We start from the raw sequence: 18,074 nt of genomic DNA, 5'->3' as shown, positions 1-18,074 counted from the left end.
GCTGCCACCGACAGCGTGGGCGTCATCGCCGACGGCGTTGCCGCCGTTGCCGCCCGAGCCGCCCTGGCCGGTGCCGCTCGTGCCGCCGGCACCGCCGTTGCCGCCCTTGGCGGTCTTGCCCGCGTCGTCGGCTTCAGCGTCGCCGCCGTTGCCGCCGTTGCCTCCGGTGCCGCCGGCATTCGAGTGCGCCAGACCGCCGCGCCCGCCGCTGCCACCGGTGGCGCTGCCGTTCGCCGAGTCGGCCGAGCCGCCGTCGCCGCCGTGGCCACCGTTGCCGTTGAGGATGCCACCGACACCGCCGGCGCCGCCCGCGCCGCCGGCCGCGTTGTTCTGGGCCGACTCGTTGACGTTGGTGGTGGCAGGATCGTCCGCGACGTTCAGGTTGTTGCTGTCGGAGCCGCCCGCGCCGCCGTTGCCGCCGTTGCCGAGCAGGTATCCGCTGTCACCGCCGCGGCCGCCGGCGAGAGCGCCGTTCTTCTTCACGCCGTTCTGGTAGACCGCGTCGCCGCCCTTGCCGCCTGCTCCGCCGTTGCCGAACATGTAGCCGCCCTTGCCGCCGGCACCGCCGGCCGTGGCGGCGCGCACGACGTTGCCGTTGGCGTCGAGGACGGCGTCGCCGTCACCGCCGTTGCCGCCGTGCCCGAACCAGAAGCCGCCGTCGCCGCCGGTGCCGCCGTGGGCGCCGTTGCCGCCGTTGCCCCACAGGATCCCGCCGTCACCGCCGTTGCAGGCGTCACCCTGGCAGTCGTCGGCAGCGTCCAGGCCGTTGCCGATCAGCCAACCGCCGTCGCCGATCATCGGCCGCAAGGCCGGGTTGGCGCTGCTCTGCTGCACCACCGCCGACTGAGCCGCACTGCGCCGATCGCTTCCCCCGTTGAGCGACAGCCACAGAATGTCTTCCTCGTTCGAGACGAGCTGCACCTCGATCTGCGCGGGACCCGACACGTCGCCGTCGGCGAGCAGCAGTGTGCCGACACCAGCCAGCGCAGCACCGGTGACGCCTGCCGTGAGCCCGGCGGTCAGATACGTGCGGATCGCCATCGAGCGATCACTCTTCTTGGCATGCCTTGCCATGGGTCATCCCCTGTCTAGTCGCGTCGAATACCGCCACCAATCCCCGCATTGGCAACGCCCAGACAGTCATACCAGAGCACGGGTGGGAAAACTGAGTTTTGCTGGAGGCTGAAGTTGAGGGTTCACCTGCCGTCCTTCTTCCGACACTTCCGGGGTGGCTCAACCAAGCCGATGCCTCGCCCAGGGGGCGCGCCGAACCCTGACAATGTGCTGAACGGAAGTTGTGAAGCCTACTTAAGTTCGAATGTTGATCTGCGCAAATCGCAAAGTAGTTGCGAACGGCGCTATATGCTTGCGTTTACAACGTTTCCAGCGGGTTACCGCAATCTCTCCGCATCCGGGCCTTCCGGACGCGCCAGCCGCCGTGGCCGATTCGGTACATCGTGTTTGCTACCGTCGCGTGGACGTCGAAGATCAGCTACTTAACCTCGATTTTGCATCGAGTTGATGACGGGTCCGCTCGGTCACTGAATTGTGTTGCTGGGTGGTCGTTGTCGGGTGGCGGGCGTGGTGGGGTGTCCCGTGTCGCCGGGTGGGGCGGGCTTTCCCAGGGCCTGGTCTTTCGTGGTCGGTGGGTCGAGTGATTTGCTGGTTATCCGAAAGCGGTGCGTAGGTGTTGCCAGGCGGTCGCGATCGCTGATGCCCATCGCCAGGTGGCGTCGATACGGAGGCGAACCTGGCGGGCGCTGCGAGTGATACGGGCAGCGACGTGCAGGATCCGGTAGCGGAAGGTGGCGATCTCGGCGCGGGCCAGTGCGGGGTGGTCACCGAAGCCGATCAGCCGGGCCCAGGTGACCAGATCGGCGGCGGCCAGCACGATTTCCAGCCAGGCGGCGTTGGCCCAAAACGACTGGCAGGGCAGGTTGCGTAGCCCGGTGGCTTTCAGTTCGCGGATGCGGTCTTCGACGCGGGCGTGCTGGCGGTGCCGCAGCTCCAATCCGGCGACCTGACCGGCAATGACGCCGGGTTCGGTGTCGGTGATGAATGCGGTGACCCGCATCCCGTCGGCATCGGTGAACCGCAGCTGCGCACCCGGGTGGGGCCTCTCTTTGCGCAGGATCAGCCGGGTGCCAGCGGGCCAGTTGCTCAGGTTGACCAGGCCGGTGGCTTCGGCGACCCAGGCGCCGTCACGGATGCCGCCGTCGGTGTCGATCGCCGGATACCAGGCTTGGCCGAGGTTGAGGGTGTCGACCGCGTCCTGGACCCGCGCATCGACGGGGTATCCGAAGGAAAATCCCACCCCGGCGGTGCGGCAGGCGTCGGCGAACTTGTGGGTGGCTCCAGCGGTATCGCAGCGCACCAGCACCCGGCAGGCATCCGAATCTGGTGGACTACCTGGGCGGGGCCGCCATCGCGGCGGCAGCGAGGCCAGCGCGTGGTGCAAGACGATGATGTGGTCGCTGGCGGTGTTGGAGCCGGCGTTACCGGTGCGCAGCAGCCCGGCCAGCGCTTCCCCACCGGCGATCTCGGGACGATCCAGAAACGCCAGCAACGGATGGTGACCATAGGTTTTCTTCCAGGTCGGGGTGGCGCCGGTCTTGTTGTCGGAGTGATCGATGACCAGGGTGGCATCGAGGTCGATGTGCAGCCAGCCCTCACCAGTGGGGGCGGCTCCAGCCGCCCATGCTGCGGCCCGTGCGCCGGCTCGTGCAGCCCGCACCCCGGGCAGGTGGGCGGCGTCGATGCGCTCATCGATCAACCGCCACATCGTGGTTGTCGAGGCCTTCGCGCCGAACACATGTTCACGGTCCCCACACAACTGGCCGACCGCATCGATGCAATCGGCCCCGTCGGCGACCGCTGCGGCCAGATCGGCGAACACCTCACCGGGTGCGTACACCCACGGGCCCCGGTAGGTGTCAGCCAGCACGGCGGTGACCTGCGACGATAACCCCGTCAGATCGGCAAGCTCACGAAGCAAGCCCATCCCGGCATGCGACACCACGCCCTGCCCATCGGCGGACACTTTCACCCGCGCTGCGGCCACGATATTCTTCACCTGCGAGGTGCCTTCCCGTAGGAACGATTGAACCGTAGAGAAGTCCAATTATTCCTTGCAGGACAGGCACTTTCGCGTATCTACACCCCGAAAATCACAACACTTCACGAAAAATCCGGGTTAACTCCGCAAATAAGCACCTGCGTCAAATGCGCTGCCCGCCAACGCCGCCGAGGACGCCGGCGGCGCCCAAGAGGCGGTCGGGGCGCGTCGGCGACCTGCTACTTTGCTTGAGGGGAACACCTCGCTGCTCGCTCAACGAACACAGGAGGAAAGCGCGTGAGATTCAAGCCCACCGTCGCGGCGATCATCACCACCGCGGCCGCCGCCGCAGTCGGAGTCGTAGGCGCCGGGTCCGCCTCGGCCGACGCCGAAGTCCAGTATCTCGGCCAGCCAGGCGAGCTCGTCAACGGCAGCGTCATCCAGCACTGGACCGTGACCGGACTCAAGCCCAGCTCAGATGTCATCCCGTACCGCCCGGTCGGAACCCTGTGGGAAGCCACGGCCACCGACGAGGCGATCGCGGGCACCGTGACGCCCATCGTCTCGAATCTGAACGCTCGCGCCGAGAACGGCGACACCTACCGCGTGCTGTTCGGCGTGGCCACCGAACAGGGCGTCAACCCGTCCACGCTGGCGCAGGGCCAGAAGACCACAGGCAAGATCTACTTCGACGTCACGGGCCAGCAGCCCGACAGCGTCTTCTACAGCGACGGCGGCTCCGAGGTCCTGCTCTGGCTGGAGGCGCCTCCCGCCCCGGCCACCGGATCGGCAGGCAGTGGTGCCTCCGGATACGGCAGCGAGGCGTCGCCGTCCGCCGCCGCCGACACCGCCACACCTGAGACGCCGGGTGCCACCCCTGCCGCGGAGACCCCGACCTCGGTGGTTCCCACGCCTGTCGCGGCGCCCGCCGGAAGCTCGGGCACACCGCTGCCCGAGGGCAGCTCGGGCACCCCCCTTCCCGAAGGCAGCTCGGGCACACCGCTGCCTGCGGGCGCGGCCCCGGTCGAAGCCGGCCCGGCGCCAGTTCCGGCCGGAGTCGCACCGGCCCCGCACGGAAGTTCCGGCACGCCGCTGCCCGCGGGTGCACCGGCAGTCGAGGGTGTGCAGCCCGCGCCGGCGCCGGGTGCGCCCACCACCACCGTGGTGGTTCCGGCGCCGCCGGCCTGACAGAGGACGAATATCGGACCCGTGCCGCCTGCCCTGCAGGCGGCACGGTCTGTTTCAGGAGTGCGAAGCCCACCAGGTGTAGAGCTGCACCATGTTCGGCCCCTGCGGTCCCGACTGCACCTCGCTGACCATCAGATCTGCGTCGGTCGTCCACGCCACCGTGGGCCTGCTCTGCTGAAAACCGCACACCAGCGTGCCTGCGGTCTGCTCCGGGGTCGCGTTGCGGCGCCACGGCCCCGGCGACTGGATGTTGCCCGGACAGTTCACCACCGCCGAGGCGTTGACCACCCCGTCGAACAGCTCCCGCAGTGCCCTGCCGTCCTTGGCCAGCGTGTAAGTGGCCGTCAGCGGGCCGCCCGTGTCGTCGTTCTTGTCGCAACTGACCTGTGCGAGAGCACCATTGACGGGGACCACGGCCTCGCACGCGTCCGCGGCATATCCGGGTGGCACCATGCCGAGCAGCCGCGTCTCGGCCTCCTCGCGGCTCTCGGTTTCCGTGGTCGTGGTGGGCGCACCGGCATGGCCCTCACCACCGGACGAAGGCCAGAAGACCCATGCGAGCGCACCCAGACCCACGACAGCGGCGGCCGCCGCGGCGAGGAGCACGACCGGTCGGCGATCCCGGTGCACGGGGCGGGGATTCACCGACAACGGTGCGTCGTAGCGAGGCTCCCGGTCTCCCGGCCCTTCCCCCAGCGGCGTACGCAGCCTGCTGACATGCAGCGGACCGGTGTCCGCGTCATCGGGTTCCGGCTCGTGGGAACTCATCTGACCAAGGGTAGTGGGCGTCGTCGTGGGATCGGGTGAGGCACACCTCGCCGGCGCAGGCACTGACGCCAATACCCACGAATCCGTCCACAGGACGGGTTTGCAGCAGTTAGGCTCGTGCCCGCACGCCTTGGGACGCTCACTGCCGATCACGCGCTGCTTATCGACGCCGAACTTCCCTGGGAGACTTGCTATGTCATCGCACCGCGACGCACCTCCACACTCCGGGGAAGCATCGGCTGCCGGGCCCACTCAGAGCAACTTTGAATTTGCTGACGCGAAATTTGCCAGAACTTCAATTACAGGTCCGTCCCCTTCGTCAAGGGCCACAGATCTCAAGCGAATCGGGCGCATCGGTGCGCTGGCAGTGGCGCTGGGAGTGGGCGCCGCGATCGCCGCCGTCCCGGGAGTCGCCTTCGCGGACACCGCGGAGAGAGGTTCGCCAGAATCCTCGGCAGAGCGAAGCCAGGAATCGAGCTCCGGCACCGAGGCCGCCCCGCCGCAGCACCGGTCGGCCCGGGAGAAGCCGGCCGATCGAGATGACAAGCCGTCACCGCCCACCCGCCGCGGTGCGACGAGGACCGCCGCGACCGAAGCGGCGTCCGGGCGCGATCGCCCCACACGTGACACCGAGTCTCCCGCGTCCGGCGTCGGCGAGAGCGCCGTAACGTCCGATGGCGACGACCGACAACCGGCCGAGCAGTCCGTTGCGACCACCACGACGACGCTGAGGTCCGCAACATCCTCGTCGAGCCAACCTGCCGGCGTCCCGGACAGCCCGGCGCAGGAATCCGTCCTGCTGGCGGCCTCCGCGTCGATCGGGCGCCCGAACGAGGCCCGGACCGCGATCCCTTCCCCCGCCGCGAGAAGCGCGCAGACATCAGTGCTCACCGAGGCGCCCCAGCAGGCCAGCTCGACAGCTGCCGACGACGCAGACGCCCAGGACCGGGACGTCGTCATCGATGCCGACTCCCTCACCGTGTCGCGGCCGTCGAACGGCACCACCTACACCGATCCCACCGCTTCGGGTGGCACCGCGTTACTACTTCATCGAAACGCGACCGCCTCGACGACCGTGACCCTTCCGGAGTTCACCAGCCTCGTGATCCGCGCGAAAGGCGACCAGTACCGTGGCGCGCCCGAGATGAGGGTGTCCCTCAACGGCAAAGTCGTGTCCAAGGTGGCTGTCACGGCCACGTCATGGACCGACTACACCGTTCCCTTCAGCGGTCCGGCCGGCACCTACACCCTGAGCGTCGCCTTCACCAACGATCGGTACTCACGGCGCAACGGCGACCGAAACCTGCGGCTCGATACCGTCACCGTGGTCTCAGCCGTCGTCGACCCGGAGCCGCCCACCCCGCCGAGCACCGGTTCGCCTGGGTATTTCGAAGGCGCCGACTGGTTGTGGAAGCCGATTGCCACCAACCCGGTGTTGGCCACCAACAGCGCGACGTGGGTGAACTACCTGGCAGCGCCGGACAAGCTGCGGATCGCCAACCTGTACGACTACTCGGTGGCGCTGGTGTCGGCCTCGGAAATCACTTCGAGCACACCGCGATACGACGTCGCCTTCACCGAACCGTGGGGCAGTGACCCGTTCGGCAACACCACGGTGCCGATTCCACTCGGAACCAAGGTGCCCCCGGGGAGCGATGGCCACGTCGCGATCCTCGATCCGACGACAGGGCTGGCGTACGGCATCTGGCAGGCGAAGTACAACAGCTCGACCAACACGTGGTCCGGGTCGTGGGGCGGAATGACGGACTTCGACGGTGACGGAATCGACCAGTCGGGATCGGCGACGGCCGCCGCCATCGCCCGGTATGCCGGCGTGGTCACGGCAGCGGAACTCAGTGCGGCCATCGCCGCGAACACCGGGATCAACCACGCGCTCGCCTTCTCCACCGACCTCGCGGGACCCGACTTCGTCTACCCCGCAGCGAAATCGGACGGCCAGAACTGGGCCGGTGTCGCGGTGCCGATACCCGAGGGTTACCGGATTCAACTCGACCCGAGCATCGACGTCGACGCCATCCCAGGGATGACGCCGGGCGAGAGGGTGATCGCCAAGACTCTGCAGACCCACGGCGCCTACGTCGTCGACCAAGGCTCAGCCCGGATGGCCTTCGCCTTTGAACTGCTTGACGACGCAACCTCAACCTCACCGGGTTCGGTCTGGGTCGACGCCGGATTCGCCTGGGATTACTACGACATGAACGCCATCCCGTGGTCCCAGTTGAGGGTGCTCGCACCCACCTCCGTCTCGGTGTAGCGGCTCGTCCGCGGAGGCCGGTGTCTGGGAAGTTCTGGAGAAGGACGAGCGGGTCGAGTAGGTTGATCGAGCACGTCACGGGACGGTCATCACCGGGGGGAGGCGCAGCTGTCCAGGATTTCAGAGGCCCGCGCGAGGCTGTTACCTCAGGTCGGGGCCTTCATCACCGCCGTCGCACTGCTCACCTGCCTTGCGCCGCCGGCCCACGCGCAGCCGGACGGGGGCTCCGACCCTGCGATCGGCACCACCACACTGTCTTTGACCGACGCCGGTTCGGCCACCACGCTGTGGTTCTACGGAAACACGAGCCAGACCACACTGTCGTTCCCGGTGGCTCCGGGACTGAGACCGGCCACGCTGAACGCCACACTGAACCTCCCGTTCGCCATGAGATCCGGGACGTTGTCCGTCACCCAGGACGATCGGCTCGTCAGCAAGGTCGCGTTGCCTCTGACGGACTTCGCGCCTGTTGTCATCCCGCTGGACTCGGTCGAAGTTGTCGACGATTCCGCGACCGTGACCCTCAAGCTCACCGGCCTCGCCGAAGAGGGCTACTGCCTGGACGAGGAGAACCCGGTCGGCCTCGTCAACGGATCGATCACCTACACCGGAACGGTGTCCCCGCCGAGCACCGTCGCCGACTTCCTTCCGCCGGTGCTACGCACTGTCACGATCGGCCTGCCGGACACGCCGACGCAAGCCGAATCCGACACGGCAGTGCAGTTGGCGGCGGCCCTGCAAGCGCGCTACCGCGCCCAGGCGCCACAGATAAACGTGGTACCGCTGCCCGCGGACGCGACCACGGTCGGCGGGCCTGCGCAACCCCTGGAACGCCGGATCGTCGTCAAAGAGGGTGCGGAGGAAGGTCTTTCACTCGCAGGCGGCGACGACCCGCAACTGTTGATCTCCGGGCCGCCGGACCAGTTGACCAACCAGGCCCGACTGCTGACCGACAGCTCCCTGGACATGGCGGTCAGCACCAGCGCTGTTGCGGGTGAACTGCGCCCCGAGCCGGCGCCGCCGGGCGACTCGGCGACCCTGGCGCAGCTGGGTACGACCAACCTGTCCAACATCGGAGTGGCTCCACAGGTGAGCATCGCGTTGGACCAGACCCGGTTCGGCCACGCCACACAGGAATTCCGACTCCACTTGCTGGGCACGCACACGCCGGTCCCACCCGAGGTCGGTGCTCAGATGACCGCATCGGTGGACGGCCAGATCATCGATACCTGGCAGGCAGGCGCGGACGGCAACATCGACCGGTGGGTCGACGTGCCCGGTCGCCTCGTTGCGCGGTACACCAGTGTCGTCGTCGGACTCGACACCAGCGGATATATCGGGCGCTGCAACGATTTCAGGCCGATCACCCTCACGATCGCCGGCAGCACCGTCGTGGAGAGCACCCCCGCTGCGCCACCGCTCTCGGCCGGATTCGCCGCGCTGCCGCAGGCCTTGATGCCGCGCATGGCGGTCGGGATCAACCCGGACAGCTTTGTCGACACCGCACGCGCGGTGCAGATCGTGTTGGGGCTCCAGCGCCTGAGCGTTGTCCCCCTGCAGACGGAGGTCACCTCTCTGCAGCAGGCCATCGACGGCGACGGACCGGCGGTTCTCGTCAGCGCGGACGGGTGGACGGACCCGTCGATCCAGCTTCCGGTCAGAAGCGACGGCCAGCAGCTCACCCTCACCGGTTTCGATGACGACCGGGAGACGACGCTGACGCTCGATCCCGGCATTCGGTTCGGCTCGCTGCAAACGGTTTCCGAGGGACAGCGCCCACTGCTGATCGCGACGTCGAACGGGGTTGCGGCGCAACTCGACGAACTGCTGCGATGGCTCAACGACGACCCGCGCGGCTGGTCGAGACTGCGCGGCAACGCCGTGGTGGCCATCGAAGGCGCTGAGCCGCAACTGGTTCCGGGGCGAAACACACTCAGCGTCTACGGTCCGCCCACGGCGACAAGTACGGATGACCAAGAGCAAGGTGGCGAGGGCGTACCGACGTGGTGGATCGCCGGTGGCGTGGTCGCCGCGGCTGCGATCGGCATCGCGGCCTACTGGCTGGGCACCCGCCGACGGGCGACGGGTGGCGGTTCGCCGGGCGACAGCGACAGCGACAGCGACAGCGACAGGCAGGCCTAGCTCGCCACCGGCGGAAGATACTCGTCCAGCAGCCCGGTCAGTGCGGCGATCGACTCCCGTAGATCGAACTCGCGAGACACCAACGCCCGGCCGGCGTCCGCGAATTCGACCGCGGCAGTTCCGCGCTGAACCATCGCCGTGAGCGTGGCGTTCAGACTGGCGGCGTCACCGGGGGTCGCCAACAGGCCGGTGACCCCGTCGACGACGATCTCGGGGATCCCGGAGAGCTTGGTCGAGACGGCAGGCACCCCGCAGGCCAAGGCCTCCATCAGAGCAACCGGGAGGCCTTCCATCTGGCCGTCGTCGGCGACGATGCTCGGCAGGACGAACAGGTCCGCGGCGTCAAGCGCGGCCCGCACGGCCTCCTCGCTGCAACTTCCCAGAAAGCGAACCCTGTCCCGCAGCCCCAGCCGATCGACGAGGGCCTCGAGATCACCGCGCAGCACGCCGTCACCGATGAGGTCCAGCGTGATGCGGTCGACTTCGGGACCGCCCATCGCGAGTGCTTCCAGCAGCACGGCGTGGCCCTTGTACTGCTGAAGCGAGGCGACCGTCAGCGCTCGCACCTCACCCTCGGCGGGCACCCCCCGAGCACGAAACCGATAGGCCCCCAAATCGATACCGGCATGGACGACACGAATCGGCGTGCCCTTCGAATTGTGCTGCTCCAGCAGGGCGCGGTTGTATTGCGAGATCGTCACCACATAGCAGGCGTCGGCGATCTTCCTGTCGAGCATCGACATGTCGACATAAAGATCGTGTGCGTGGACGGTGAAGCTGTAGGAGATTCCGGCCAGCCGTCGGCACACCCATGCGGCGAGGGCGGGATAGGTCGCGTAATGCGCGTGCACATGACACGGACGGCCCCGTCGGGCCAGATCTCGCGCGTGTGCGCACGCGATCGGCACCGTGGTCAGCGCGCGCACCAGCAGCGGCGGACGCCTGAGGTAGCCGGACGTCACCGTCGCCAGCACCGACATGACAGCGATCGGCCGCGTCAGCAGGGCCCATGCCAAGCCGGTCGCGGCATCCCGGGCGGTGGGCCGGACAAGGTGCCTGCTCCATCGCCGCGCGATGTCGTGCACCGGTTCATCCGGCGACGGGAACAGCGACCTGATCTCCAGATGGAACTTGCCCGACCGGTCGAGCGCCTCGATCTCACGAACGATGAACGTCTCGGACGTCACCGGAAATCGTGACACCAGATAGACGACGTCTCTCCGGCTCACCGGGGAACGCCCATCGCCTCGAGGTATGTCGTCCGCAGCCGGGCCAGCCATGCTGTCGCCGAGAACTCGGTTCGCGCCCGCTCACTGGCCGCGGCGCCCATCCGCCGGCGCAGTTCGACGTCGTCGAGGAGATGGCAGACCGCCTCGGCCAACCCGTCGGCCGATCCCGGCTCGAACAGCAGTCCGGTCGCGCCGTCGAGGACGATGTCCGGAATCCCGCCGACCCGCGACGCTGCAATGGCGCATGCCGTCGCCGATGCCTCGATCAGTACCGTGGGCAGGTTCTCGCCATGTGTCGACGGCAGCACCACGACATCGGCGGCACGGTAGACCTCCGGCATATCCGTACGCACGCCCACGAAATTCACCGAGTCACCCAACCCGAGGTCGGCGACGAGCCGTCGTAACTCGCCTTCCAGCTCACCTCCCCCGGTCAGAGCGAGCACCGCGGTGGGGAACCTCTGCTTGACCGCCGGCCACGCCTTGATCGCCACCGGAATGCCCTTGAAGTCGCGAAACGCCGCCGGCAGCACCACGACAGGACCCTGAGTGCCTGCCGCGAGCTCGCTGCGGACCCGCGGATCAGCCTGGCCGGGAGAGAAATTCGAGATGTCGATGCCGTTGTGCATGACCTCCCAGTTCTTGGGCATGCGGTTCGGCCGGTAGGTCTGCGCGAACGAACGACGTGACGCCTCGGACACGAAAAGCGCACGCCGGGAACGGGTTGCCGCCTCGACAGCCAGGCGTTCGCGCCAGGCCGCCCGGCCCTGCAACGGACGCGCGACGTGATGGAAGGTGCACACTGCGGGCCGGCCGACCAACGCCGCGGCTGGAACCGCCAGCGTCATCGCCATCTCCAGATGGGCGTGGACGATGTCGTACCGTCCCTGCCTGATTGTCTTCACCAACCGCGGCAACGCAACCGGATCGAGCAGCCGGCGGATTCCCAGCGACCGGGTCGCGATCCCCGCGTCGGCCAGGATCGCCATGGTCTTTTCGGAGTTCCAGTCCGCCGGTGAGATGCTGACCACGTCCATGCTGACGTCCGTGTCGCGGGACGCCACGATCATCGGGGCCAGAAGAGTCTCCGCTCCGCCCATCCGAAACGCGTCGATGAGCACGAGCGCGCTGATTCCTCTTGTCATTTCACCACCGTCATTTCAGCACCCTGAGTTTGTCCCACGGAACGTTCTCCATCGCGTCGTAGTCCCAACGGAAACCTGCGTCGGAGTAGGTCTGGCCCACCTCATCCGCGGCCGGGTCAGCCTCGCGCTCGAAACTCACGCTCAGCGGTGTGTTCGCCACATCCATCAGATAGCCACCGTAGCGCTGCATCGCCCGCGCAACAGCGAGCTCGCCGGGCCGCAGATCCAACGAACCGAGGTCCAGTTCCGGGTCGAGCTGGAGACGGGCGCCTTCGGGAATGCAGTCGGCTCGCGTCGACGTGCCGTCGCTCTTCAATGCGGGTGCACGAAAGGTCGGGCATGCGTTGTTGGACTGCAGGGCCAGGGCGTGGGGGATCTCGCCGTCAGCGATCTCGGCCACCCGCACCACGCCGGCAAGCCGGGAGGCACCCGAACCGGTGGCGGCTCCGCCCCAGCCGGATCCGTGGAGACTGTTCACCGCCCCGAAAGCAGTTGTCCATGTCTCGCCGTCGCGAACCGCGCGCCAGAACTCGAAGATGATCCCGCTCGATTCCTGAACGCTGACGAGGACCCCGTCAGAGCCCGTATTGGGTTCTGCCCCATCGGGAATGGCGACCGGCCAGCCGGCGAACGGACATAGGCCGTAGTCGACCCGGGTACACGCGACGGCGTAGGTGGGGGTGTCCCTGCCGGCCGCGTAGATCGGGATGCCGTACGCGACCAGGTTCGCGTTCAGCGCCGGAGTCGGCTGCACGGAAGCGATCATCGCCGTGCTGTTCGGGTCGACGGGGGCATCCGCCGGGATCACCTGACGCCACGGGCTGGAGGCGTCGAACGGACTGGCGAGCGCCCCGGAGGCGGACGGAGACGAACACGATGTTCCGCCACCCACGACGACTGCCAGAGCCGCGACAAGCGCGCAGACGCGGGGCACCATGATCCGGTCGGGCCGGCCCGTGACAGCCATCAGTCTCCCCTGCGGGAGCGGACCGTCGCCGCTTCAGCCAGCGCGTCGCAGACGCGCGCCGCCGCTGTTGTCCATGCGTCATTGACGCGTTGCTCCCCCGCCGCGCCCAAAGTGGCCGCCAGCGACGGGTTTCTCAACAGTTCCACGAGCGCAGCGGCGAGTCCGTCGGCGTCGTCGGGTTCGACCAGCAAGCCGGTCACGCGGTCCTCGATCACCTCCGGAAGGTCTCCGACGACGCTGGAGACGACCGGACGGCCGAAAGTGAACGCCAGGTGGGCGACCCCGCTCTGTGTGGCGCGGATGTAGGGGACTGCCACCACACGGGCGGCGTCGAACAGCGCCGCCACGTCGTCGATCGCCACATAGCCGGGGCGTGCGTCGACGTTGCCGATCTGCCCGGCGCGATCCAACACCGACGGCAGGTCGATATCGGCGCCGACATCCCCCGCCAGAACCAGTTGTGATTCCGGCAGCTCGGCGCGCACCCGGGCGAAGGCGTCGAGCAGCACCTCTATTCCCTTGTATTTGGCCCACACCCCGAAGAAGAGCACCACGGGTTCTGTGTCGGCCACCGGCCGCACCGAACGGCCCCCACGAACCCCCGGCTCAGCACCGTGCGGGATGACATAGACCGGACACCGCGGCTGCCAGTGGGTGACAGCGAGATCACGCGTGCGCGGTCCGAGAACGAAGGCCACATCCAGTCGTCGCCAGGCGGCACGGAAGGCTCTGGTGAGCAGCGCCCCGGCCTTGGCCGTGCTGGTGTCCTTGGCGTCCGACCGCGGCACCGGCTCGTGGGCGATGAGACCGAGAATGCTCGATCTCAACAGCGTTGAAACCGCGACCACGAACATGGGCTCGAACGCGAAGCGCCACTGCGACCAGAGCACCGCATGAGGCCGGGCGGCGAGCAGGCGAACGCTCAGTACCGTCCAGGCGAAGATCAACTGTCCCGCGCGAAACCCCCTCCGCGCGAGCCGGAATGCGCGGGAATGCACACCCGTGTCGCCGGGGTGCCACGTCGGCAACACCGGCCGGACGGTGAAACCCGGCTGTGACGAAGCCAATTCGGGACGCGGACCGGTCCACAGCTCCACCCGTTCGCCGCGGGCGGCCAGAGCGCTACCCAGCTCGAACGCGAACTGGAACAGTCCCCCGGAGGGTGAAAGCTCGACGAGCACTATGGGCTTGCCGCGGGTACCGATGTCGCCTCCCGGGTCGTGGGTCGATCGTCAACGGCGCCGGTGCGCCGCCGGGTTGCCGCCCGCAGCCACACCGCGCGGACGATGAGCATGGTGCCCACCCCCACGCCGATGGCGACGATCAGCGTGCCTGGTGAGGGTTGCCGCGTGGTCTGGGCGCGCATGCTGCCGACAGTCTGCAGCGAGTACTGCTGATAGCCGATTGCGCTGTGCAGGGCCGTTTCCGCATGCGCGGCTGCGCGTTGGATATCGGTGCGCGCCCGGTCGACGTTGTCCGCGGTGGCCGTGAATATCAGCACGCCGCGCGCCGGGTCGGCAATGATGTCGACCGGCGACCGAGGGTCTTCCAACAGACGTGCGACAGTGGGCAGTAGTTCGGCGCGGGAGCGGATGTCAAGGGCGTAGGCGTACCACCCGTCGACGGGCCCCGCGGGGACCAGCGTCATCGGCTGACGGGCGGTCACGGCCGCAGAGCTGTTCGCTGACAGGAAGATCCAGAATGCGGCGAACCCGAGCAGACCCGCGGTGCCCCAAGTGATCACACCGTGGACCAGCCTGCGCACGGGTTCGGCCGGCACCGGCCACATCGGCGCAAGTGCACCGACGAGGGCGAGCACCACCCCGAACGTCCGGAAGTAGGCCATGTGCAGCCCGATGCTGGCCACCGACCACGCGACGATCGCCGCGCATACCGCTGCGGCCAGGACACGGTCGCGCCGAAAGGGATTCGCGAGGATGCCCAAGACTGTGATCGTCAGGAACCCGAGGATCACCACCGTCCAGCCGAGCAGGCCGACCCATCCCGACTCGGCGGCGAGTTCGGCGTAGAGATTGTGGGGCGCGTTGGTCGGATCGCGAGGAGCAATGTCGGTGCGGTCGGCGAAGTTGATCACCTGGCCGGGGAAGGTCGCAGGGCCGAATCCGAAAGTCGGGCGTTCGTTGAACATCAGCCACGCCTGCTGCTGGGCAGAGATCCGCTGCACGACCGAAGGGTCGATGTCGGTCTGCACCTGTGCGTGGGTGAAGTCCTCGAATGCGGCCACCATCCTGTTGCCCACGCCCGGGACAGCGAAGACGGCGACGCCGAGCGGTATTAGGATCAGCGCCCACCGCCGGACTGCGCGGTCGACGGCCACGAACCACACCACGATCGCGACACCCGCGGCGAGGAACGTGCCACGAGATTGTGTCAGGTAGATGCCGCAGAGCAGCAGGGCAAGTGCAATCGCCCAGGGCGCTGCCGTCGCCCGGCGGGCGGACCGGAGGGCGCGCGTCATCAGCGCAGCGGCCATCGGCAACCCCATGACGAGGTGCCGACCCCAGAAGTTCGAGTCCGGAAGCGGACCGCCGTAGCGCAACGTGGTGACCATCTCTCCAGATGCCGTTGTCACCGTGGACAACCCGCCGAACGTCGCGGCACCACCGTAGACAACCTGGCTGATCACGGTGAGCGTGCACAACGCTGCCAACGTCACGACGATGACGGCGGCCACCGTCCAGGGTCGTGCCGTGACCTGGACCAGCACCAGCACCACCATGACGAAAACGCAATCGATGACGTGGCGCTGCAGGATCGCAACGGATTCTGCGGTATCGACGCTTCCGATCCCCGCGACCGCCTGGGTGGCCAGATAGACGGCGAGCAATCCCGCACAGACCGCTGTCCAGCCGTTGATCCGGCCCCGACACTGTGGATCGCGCAGCGCGAATCCGACGGCGATCAGCCCCAGCAACAGCGACGCCGGAAAGATGGGGAGGCCGGTCTTCGGCGCGAGAAGGCCGGACAGATTGGCGAACTCGATGACCACCATGATGCTCAGCGCCAGCACCGGGCGTCGGGCGACGACAAACAACGCGATCGCCCCGATCGGCGCGGCGATCAGAAGCAGCGTGCTGCGCGATCCGAAAACGAGAAGCGACCCGATGCTGACGAAGCCCACCGCGACAACGAGTCCCGCGAGCTCACCCTGGCTGACGCGGGTGGAGCCGGTCATGAGCCCGGTGGGGCGCCGTGGGTTGAGCCATCTGAGTGCTTACCCGGCGACCCGGCATCACCGCGTCGCCGCTGGACCAACCACCCGATGCCCGCGCCGATGAGAAACCCGCCCAGCGCACCGGCGGCCGCCAACTGCAGCCGCCCCGGTGAGGCTTCCGGCCACGCGCTGTTCTCCGGCGGCCACAGCACCTTGACGAAATACGGTGCGACAAGCGAACTCACCTCCGGAGTGGCGGTGGTCAGCACGTTGTTCAGCGCCGCCTCGGCAGCGCCCGCCGAACCGGCGGACACCGTCACCGTCAACATCGTGGTGTCCGGGAGCGCCACCGCCTCCAGTGTCAGGTCGTCGCGCGGGACTTTCGCCGCGTCGGCCGCGGACGGGAGCCAGCGGGGATCGTCGTAGACGATGGCCGCGGTCCGGGTGACCTGGCCGCGGGTCAGAACCTCCCAGAAGTCCGAGGCCTCTACGGTGGTCAGATTCGGTGCAGGCAGAAACGCGACATCGGCAGAGGCGCTGTACCGGCTCGGGGCGGCAACGGCAAAGACTCCGATCCCCGCCCCGAGGACAGCGCCGAGCACTGCGAGGACCGCGATCAACATTCGGCGCTTCGTCATGGCCCTTCTTTCGCCGTCGTCGCTGATGCCGCCGCGGACCGAGAAAGCCGTTGCCGCACCATCCCGAACGCAGCCTTGACAAGCTGCGCTGCGGTAAATCGTAATATCAGGCCGTAGACGCACAGGCCGACAAGGACCAACACCACGAGTTCCAGTGGGTCGGCGAGTCCATCGGTGACACGGCCGAGAGCCAGCAGGGCCAAGCCCATCGGCACCGCCGCGGCGGCCGGACGGCACAACGCCCCCGCAATGGACCGCCACGGGGTGCCCATCAGCCGGTGCAGCACCGACATGCGGACCACGAAGTGCAGCGCCTCGACGCCCAGAAGAGCAACAGCGACCATCAAGGCGCTGTGCCCGGCAGCCCACCAGATCGGCCCGACGAGGACGACGAGCTTTCCGGCGTTGATCGCGGTCAGGATGCCCGGGCGCCCGATCGCCTTGAAGACGTCGCCGGCGTGAAACGAGGCCGAGTACACGGCTGTGTAGATCGCCAGCACCGAGAGTATCGGGGCCGATTCGGCGAAAGCGCTGCCGTAGAGGGTGCCCACCAGCGGTTGCGCCGCGACGGCGAGACCGACTCCGACGGGAAACGTCAGGGCAGCCACCACGGTGAGGGCCTGCATGTAGTGCCCGGTCAGCCGCGTGCGATCGTCCTGCAGCCCCGACAGCGCGCTGAACAGTACCTCGCTGATCACCACACACATGCTCAACACCAGGAGTTCCGGGATGCGGTACGCCATGGTGTACAGCCCGAGTTCGGTGGCACCCAGTCGCTCGCCGATCGCGAGGTAGTCGACGTTGTAGATGGCGTAGGCGAGCAGCGTCACGGCCGTCACCGGCACCCCGAACCGGATCAGCTCCCTGGACACCGCGCTGTCGAAGGCAAGCCTCGGGCGGATGTGCGCGACCCGCCAATACAACACCGTCATCACCACCGCGGCGGCCAGTTGGCCGTAGGCCAGGCTCGACACGCCGTACCCCGCAGCTGCCAACCCGATGGTCAGCCCGGCCTTGGTCGCCGCGCCGGCGAACTCCGGCATCAGGCGGGCCGAGAAGTTCATCGACCTTCGCAGCCACGCCGCCGGGATGGTGCTCAGTGCCGATATCGCCAGTCCGACGGCCAAGATCCTGATCAGGTCGGTGAGTTCCGGTTGGCCGAGGGCACGCGCGGCGATGCCGGCGGTGGCCGCCAGGAGTCCGCTGGCGCCCAGACCGAACAGCACCGAGAGGGTCAGCCCGGTCGGCGCGAGGATGCTCCACTCCCGCCGGTTCTGCACCAGCGCTGCGGCGACACCGAGGTCTTTGACGTAGTCGAAGAGGTTGACGACCAGCACCGCCAGGGCGAAGATGCCGAATTCCGTCGGGGTCAGAATGCGGGCGAGGACGATCGTCATCAGCAGGGTCGAGCTCTTGCTCAGCGCGAAGACCAGGTAGTTCCATGCCGTCTGCCGCGCGGTCGACGGCATGGCACGGTCATCGCCCCCGCCCC

13 protein-coding genes are annotated in these 18,074 nt (G+C 68.0%); 3 read left to right on the top strand and 10 right to left on the bottom strand.

The annotated features are described in order from the left end of the window. Both BN976_RS26270 and BN976_RS26265 read right to left on the bottom strand, forming a co-directional pair. On the bottom strand, window positions 1-1,074 hold a 1,074-nt coding region (locus BN976_RS26270; protein WP_051558568.1), incomplete at its 3' end, for a hypothetical protein. Window positions 1,075-1,666: 592 nt separating this feature from the next. Then, window positions 1,667-3,073, bottom strand: coding sequence for an IS1380 family transposase (locus BN976_RS26265; RefSeq protein ID WP_036367445.1), 1,407 nt, complete (start codon window positions 3,071-3,073; stop codon window positions 1,667-1,669). A gap of 279 nt (window positions 3,074-3,352) precedes the next feature. Here BN976_RS26265 and BN976_RS26260 point away from each other — a divergent pair, with 279 nt between their 5' ends. Continuing rightward, window positions 3,353-4,243, top strand: coding sequence for an MPT63 family protein (locus BN976_RS26260; protein ID WP_036375417.1), 891 nt, complete (start codon window positions 3,353-3,355; stop codon window positions 4,241-4,243). Between the two features lie 54 nt (window positions 4,244-4,297). On the opposite strand, the gene BN976_RS26255 is transcribed toward BN976_RS26260, so the two are convergent. Beyond that, complete coding sequence (locus BN976_RS26255; RefSeq protein ID WP_036375414.1) at window positions 4,298-5,011, bottom strand: hypothetical protein; 714 nt, start codon at window positions 5,009-5,011, stop codon at window positions 4,298-4,300. Between the two features lie 367 nt (window positions 5,012-5,378). Here BN976_RS26255 and BN976_RS26250 point away from each other — a divergent pair, with 367 nt between their 5' ends. Together BN976_RS26250 and BN976_RS26245 are read left to right on the top strand one after the other, a co-directional pair. Further along, complete coding sequence (locus tag BN976_RS26250) at window positions 5,379-7,286, top strand: carbohydrate-binding domain-containing protein (RefSeq protein WP_234935374.1); 1,908 nt, start codon at window positions 5,379-5,381, stop codon at window positions 7,284-7,286. A 258-nt stretch (window positions 7,287-7,544) separates the two neighbouring features. Next, complete coding sequence (locus tag BN976_RS26245; protein WP_036375408.1) at window positions 7,545-9,428, top strand: hypothetical protein; 1,884 nt, start codon at window positions 7,545-7,547, stop codon at window positions 9,426-9,428. On the opposite strand, the gene BN976_RS26240 is transcribed toward BN976_RS26245, so the two are convergent. From BN976_RS26240 to BN976_RS26210, 7 genes are read right to left on the bottom strand one after another with little or no spacing between them, the layout of a single operon-like run. Further along, window positions 9,425-10,657, bottom strand: a complete 1,233-nt coding sequence (locus tag BN976_RS26240; protein WP_036375405.1) for a glycosyltransferase — start codon at window positions 10,655-10,657, stop codon at window positions 9,425-9,427. The genes BN976_RS26245 and BN976_RS26240 overlap by 4 nt on opposite strands. Further along, window positions 10,654-11,802: a glycosyltransferase gene (locus BN976_RS26235; RefSeq protein WP_036375402.1), complete on the bottom strand. Its 1,149-nt coding sequence runs from the start codon at window positions 11,800-11,802 to the stop codon at window positions 10,654-10,656. The genes BN976_RS26240 and BN976_RS26235 overlap by 4 nt, the downstream gene beginning before the upstream one ends. Before the next feature lie 10 nt (window positions 11,803-11,812). Continuing rightward, entirely contained in the window at window positions 11,813-12,769 is a 957-nt protein-coding gene (locus BN976_RS26230) for a hypothetical protein (RefSeq protein WP_011782388.1), read from the bottom strand. Continuing rightward, a complete protein-coding gene (locus tag BN976_RS26225; RefSeq protein WP_036375399.1) occupies window positions 12,769-13,950 on the bottom strand; it encodes a glycosyltransferase family 4 protein in 1,182 nt (393 codons plus the stop codon). Before BN976_RS26225 ends, BN976_RS26230 begins: the two co-directional genes overlap by 1 nt. Next, the gene (locus BN976_RS26220; RefSeq protein WP_036375396.1) at window positions 13,950-15,965 is read right to left on the bottom strand and encodes an O-antigen ligase family protein; all 2,016 of its coding nucleotides are present in this window, start codon (window positions 15,963-15,965) and stop codon (window positions 13,950-13,952) included. The genes BN976_RS26225 and BN976_RS26220 overlap by 1 nt, the downstream gene beginning before the upstream one ends. Then, window positions 15,962-16,582 carry a YveK family protein gene (locus tag BN976_RS26215; RefSeq protein WP_011782391.1) on the bottom strand — a complete coding sequence of 207 codons (621 nt, stop codon included), beginning with the start codon at window positions 16,580-16,582 and terminating at the stop codon, window positions 15,962-15,964. Before BN976_RS26215 ends, BN976_RS26220 begins: the two co-directional genes overlap by 4 nt. Further along, on the bottom strand, window positions 16,579-18,051 hold the full coding sequence (locus BN976_RS26210) for a lipopolysaccharide biosynthesis protein (RefSeq protein WP_036375393.1): 1,473 nt from the start codon (window positions 18,049-18,051) through the stop codon (window positions 16,579-16,581). The genes BN976_RS26215 and BN976_RS26210 overlap by 4 nt, the downstream gene beginning before the upstream one ends. Window positions 18,052-18,074 lie beyond the last annotated feature (23 nt).

This window comes from Mycolicibacterium austroafricanum, assembly GCF_000612725.1.
Lineage (GTDB): Bacteria > Actinomycetota > Actinomycetes > Mycobacteriales > Mycobacteriaceae > Mycobacterium > Mycobacterium austroafricanum.
Note: the sequence above shows the minus strand (reverse complement) of the source record. Positions and strands in the feature narration are given on the sequence as shown.

Bases quoted from the DNA above. Each gene is read 5' to 3' on its own strand.
- BN976_RS26220 (WP_036375396.1), bottom strand. From the start codon at position 15,965: ATGACCGGCTCCACCCGCGTCAGCCAGGGTGAGCTCGCGGGACTCGTT.
- BN976_RS26255 (WP_036375414.1), bottom strand. From the start codon at position 5,011: ATGAGTTCCCACGAGCCGGAACCCGATGACGCGGACACCGGTCCGCTG.
- BN976_RS26215 (WP_011782391.1), bottom strand. From the start codon at position 16,582: ATGACGAAGCGCCGAATGTTGATCGCGGTCCTCGCAGTGCTCGGCGCT.
- BN976_RS26210 (WP_036375393.1), bottom strand. From the start codon at position 18,051: ATGCCGTCGACCGCGCGGCAGACGGCATGGAACTACCTGGTCTTCGCG.
- BN976_RS26235 (WP_036375402.1), bottom strand. From the start codon at position 11,802: ATGACAAGAGGAATCAGCGCGCTCGTGCTCATCGACGCGTTTCGGATG.
- BN976_RS26230 (WP_011782388.1), bottom strand. From the start codon at position 12,769: ATGGCTGTCACGGGCCGGCCCGACCGGATCATGGTGCCCCGCGTCTGC.